Origin of the sequence: Halomonas sp. KM-1 (genome assembly GCF_000246875.1) — a bacterium.
In the GTDB taxonomy this organism is placed as follows: domain Bacteria; phylum Pseudomonadota; class Gammaproteobacteria; order Pseudomonadales; family Halomonadaceae; genus Halomonas; species Halomonas aerodenitrificans.
The window spans coordinates 1-3,369 of the sequence record NZ_BAEU01000011.1 but is presented as its reverse complement, the minus strand read 5'-3'; the positions used below and the strand labels follow the sequence as shown (position 1 = coordinate 3,369).

4 protein-coding genes are annotated in these 3,369 nt (G+C 66.2%); 2 read left to right on the top strand and 2 right to left on the bottom strand.

The window, feature by feature from the left end; all coding sequences use genetic code 11:
• Positions 1-319: 319 nt before the first annotated feature.
• Complete coding sequence (locus B8115_RS00595) at positions 320-1,237, bottom strand: AEC family transporter (RefSeq protein ID WP_010625785.1); 918 nt, start codon at positions 1,235-1,237, stop codon at positions 320-322.
• Between the two features lie 138 nt (positions 1,238-1,375).
• On the opposite strand from B8115_RS00595, the gene B8115_RS00590 reads away from it, so the two are divergent.
• Positions 1,376-1,888, top strand: a complete 513-nt coding sequence (locus B8115_RS00590) for a hypothetical protein (protein ID WP_010625784.1) — start codon at positions 1,376-1,378, stop codon at positions 1,886-1,888.
• The gene (locus tag B8115_RS00585; protein WP_026037785.1) at positions 1,885-2,478 is read left to right on the top strand and encodes an SCO family protein; all 594 of its coding nucleotides are present in this window, start codon (positions 1,885-1,887) and stop codon (positions 2,476-2,478) included. Before B8115_RS00590 ends, B8115_RS00585 begins: the two co-directional genes overlap by 4 nt.
• A gap of 41 nt (positions 2,479-2,519) precedes the next feature.
• On the opposite strand, the gene B8115_RS00580 is transcribed toward B8115_RS00585, so the two are convergent.
• On the bottom strand, positions 2,520-3,369 hold an 850-nt coding region (locus B8115_RS00580; protein WP_026037784.1), incomplete at its 5' end, for a poly(3-hydroxybutyrate) depolymerase.

Below are 3,369 nucleotides of genomic sequence, written 5' to 3'. Positions count from 1 at the left end.
ATATCGCGAGGCCCTGGCCGACCTGCTGCGTGAGCGCCTGCGCGGACGCGGCCCCTGGCGCAGCGCAGCGGCGGGATGATTGGGAGGCGCGGGCAAGACCCTGACCTGGTAAAGAGCAGCAATGAGGGGGATTTGTTTTTTGCACAAAAAAAGCGCCCTCATAGAGGGCGCAGGCAAGACCGTGACTAGCAATGAGGGGGAGAAACCATAGCGGGAAACTGGCGGTTCCCCTAATGGCCGTGGTGCCTCATCAACACCACGCATTCAATGTAATCCATTCTCATTATCGATGTCAATACGAATACGAATGTTTTTTATTTCAGCTCCCGGCGAGATGCAGCCACAAGGGTAGTGTCGCCATGGCGAGCAGCGTCTGGCCGGTGATCAGGGCTGCCATCAGCTCGGCGTCGCCGCCCAACTGACGGGCCAGGATGTAGGCCGAGGTGGCGGTGGGCAGGGCGGCGAAGAGCAGCGCCACGTCGCGGCTCACTGCGTCCAGCCCCAGCAGTAGCGCCAGGCCGAACACCAGCGCTGGCATCAGCATCAGCTTGACCAGATTGGATGTCCACACCCCGCGATCCAGGCGTAGTAGCGCCTGAGGACGCAGGGCGACACCAACCGCCACCAGCCCCAGTGGCAGGGCGGCACGGCCCAGCAGCTCCACCGCCGAACCGCTCCAACCGGGCAGGCCGATACCGGAGAGGTTGAGAGCGATACCGGCCAGGCAGGCCAGTATCAAGGGGTTGCGCACCAGGGCCGTCAGGCTCTTGCCCAGGCTCGATGGGCCCAGGGTGCCGGCGGCGATGAAGCTGGCCACGCACAGCACGTTGACCACCGGCACCATCAGCGCCACGGCGACCGCCGCCACGGTGGCGCCGGCCGAACCGTGCAGCGCCGCGGCGCCGGCGACCCCCACGTAGGTATTGAAGCGCAGCGCACCCTGGAACACGGATGTGAAGGCCGCCGGCTCCAGGCCCAGCCGCCGCTGTGTTGCCCACAGCAGCCCGGCGAAGACCAGCATGCCGCCGAGCAGGGCGATGGCTAGGCGCACCACCGGCACCTCACCCACGTTGGCGGTAGCCAGCGTGGCGACCAGCATGGCGGGAAAGAGCAGGAAATAGATGACCTTCTCGAGCTGTACCCAGAAGTCGTCGCTCGGCTGACGCAATCGTCCCAGCGCGGCGCCGAGCAGTATCAGCAGGAACAGGGGGCCCAGCGCATTGGTAACGCCATCCATCTCGATGTCCTTGTCGTTCTCGGGGTTTGAGCTGCCGGAACCGTTAAACCCTGCGACAACGGTACACGCCAGGGCGACCGGCAAATGCTGTTAAGCTTACCCTCTACCGCCGTTTCGTGAAGTGCTGCTTTCGCCGCCATGTCTTCGCCCACCCTGCCTAACGTCGGCAAGTCCCGCTTTCCGGGGCTTCGTCTGCTGATCCTGGCCACGCTGCTGACGCTTTGCGTGGCGCTATGGTATTTGGCTTCGCATCTGCTGCGTGGCGACGCCGATGTCGACTGGCATCTCGCCACCTTTCCCTGCGAGCTTCAGCGCGGCGAGTGCAGTGCCACCCTGGGCGAAGGGCGCAGGCTGACCCTCGATGTCGATGCGCCCGGGAGCATTCGGGCGCTGGAGCTCCTGCCGCTGAAGGTCCATGTGGATGGCGTCGAGGCGCAGTCGGTCAGGGTCGACTTCGTTGGCAGCGACATGGATATGGGCTTGCATCGTTTCCCCTTGAGCAAGCAGGATAGAGGGCATTTCGTAGGTGTCGGCCAGGTGCCGATCTGTACCGAATCGGTCATGCGCTGGCAGGCTCAGGTGGTGGTGGAGACACCTGAAGGCCGGCTGGGAAGCCGATTCGATTTCACGGTGGAGCGGAGTTTGCCATGAAACGGCAACGTATGTGGATGGCGCTGGGGGTGCTGATCGTCGTGGTGGGCCTGGGGGGGCTGTTCGGTTACCAGCAGTTCCAGGATGACGACGACGGCAGCCCGCGGGGCGGCCCGGTGGAGCTGGCCTCGACCCAGGGCGACTTCTCGCTGACCCAGCTCGAGGACGACCAGTTGGCCGTGCTGTTCTTCGGTTACACCTACTGTCCCGACGTGTGCCCGATGAGCATGGCGGTGATGCGCCAAGTGATGCAGGGGCTGGACGACGAGCAGCGCCGCCGTGTGGTGCCGGTGCTGATCTCGGTGGACCCCGAGCGCGACACCATCGAGCGGCTCACCGAATACGTCGGTTACTTCGGCGACGACTTCATCGGCGCCACCGGCAGCCAGGAGCAGCTCGAAGAGCTGGCCGCGCGCTATGGTGTGGTCTGGCGCCGGGTGGAAACGCCCGAGTCGGCGATGGAGTACACCGTCGATCACAGCTCCTCGCTCTATCTGGTCGATCGCGAGGGCACGATCCGTCAGCGCGTCCTCTACTCGCCGGCGCCGCATGCCCTGCGCTCGGCGCTGGAGCAAGAGCTCGGCGGCTGAGGCCGCCGAGCGCTTACCTCTCACTCTCCTTCAGGACTTGGTCACTCGGGGCTCTGTCCGAGCCGTTCGAGCATGCTCATCAGTGCCTTGACCTGTACGCCTTCCCGGGTGTCGTGCAGCGGGTCGAGCTGCCAGGTGCTCTCGGTGAAGCCCCACCAGTCCCAGCAGCCCTGGGGGTTGGCCAGGCTGGTGGTGGCCTGGGGATAGAGCACCACGCGCTGGTTGGCCTCGGCCCACTCGTTGAGACCACTGTGCTCCACGAAGGCGCGGTCGATCTGCTCCTCGGTCATGCCGCAGCCATGCAGGGCAATCGTCAACTCGCAGCCGCCCGCCTCGCAGCCTTCAGGAATCAGCACATAGCCGGCCTTGCCCAGGCCGCGAGCAGCGAACGGGGCCTGATCGAAGCGCAGTAGCTCACTATCGGTGCCCTGCTGGGGTGGCGTCAGCGTGCCGTGTAGCCAGCTCAGTGCTTCGCCGGCGATGTCTAGATCGCAGGCCAGCATATGGGTTCCCCCGCCGAGACGACACTGCGCCAGCTGGCTCGGTGGGACCTGCTCGTCGGCCTGCACAGGCCAACCGTGGCCGACACCGGGTGAGCGCACGACCCTGAGTTGCTCGTTGGGGCTGGCCAGCCAGCCGGAGAGCTGCTCCGCCAGTGCCGCGCCCAGGGTGGGATCCACCACGCCGTCCTCGTCACCATGCCAGACGAAGGCCCGCAGTTCGGCCAGCGCTTCCGCCTCCCCCACCAGGCCGCGGGCCTGATAGTCCCGCAGGCGCACGTCCAGTGCGGTGAGGTCGGGCGGCCCACGACGCGTGGCCATGCACTGGCCCAGCGCCTGGCCGAGGCCGCCCTGCGCGCAGCTCCAGGGGCCGGCCGCCAGTACGGCCACG

Excerpts from the sequence above, each read along its gene's own strand:
- B8115_RS00595 (WP_010625785.1), bottom strand. The coding sequence starts at position 1,237 with ATGGATGGCGTTACCAATGCGCTGGGCCCCCTGTTCCTGCTGATACTG.
- B8115_RS00590 (WP_010625784.1), top strand. The coding sequence starts at position 1,376 with ATGTCTTCGCCCACCCTGCCTAACGTCGGCAAGTCCCGCTTTCCGGGG.
- B8115_RS00585 (WP_026037785.1), top strand. The coding sequence starts at position 1,885 with ATGAAACGGCAACGTATGTGGATGGCGCTGGGGGTGCTGATCGTCGTG.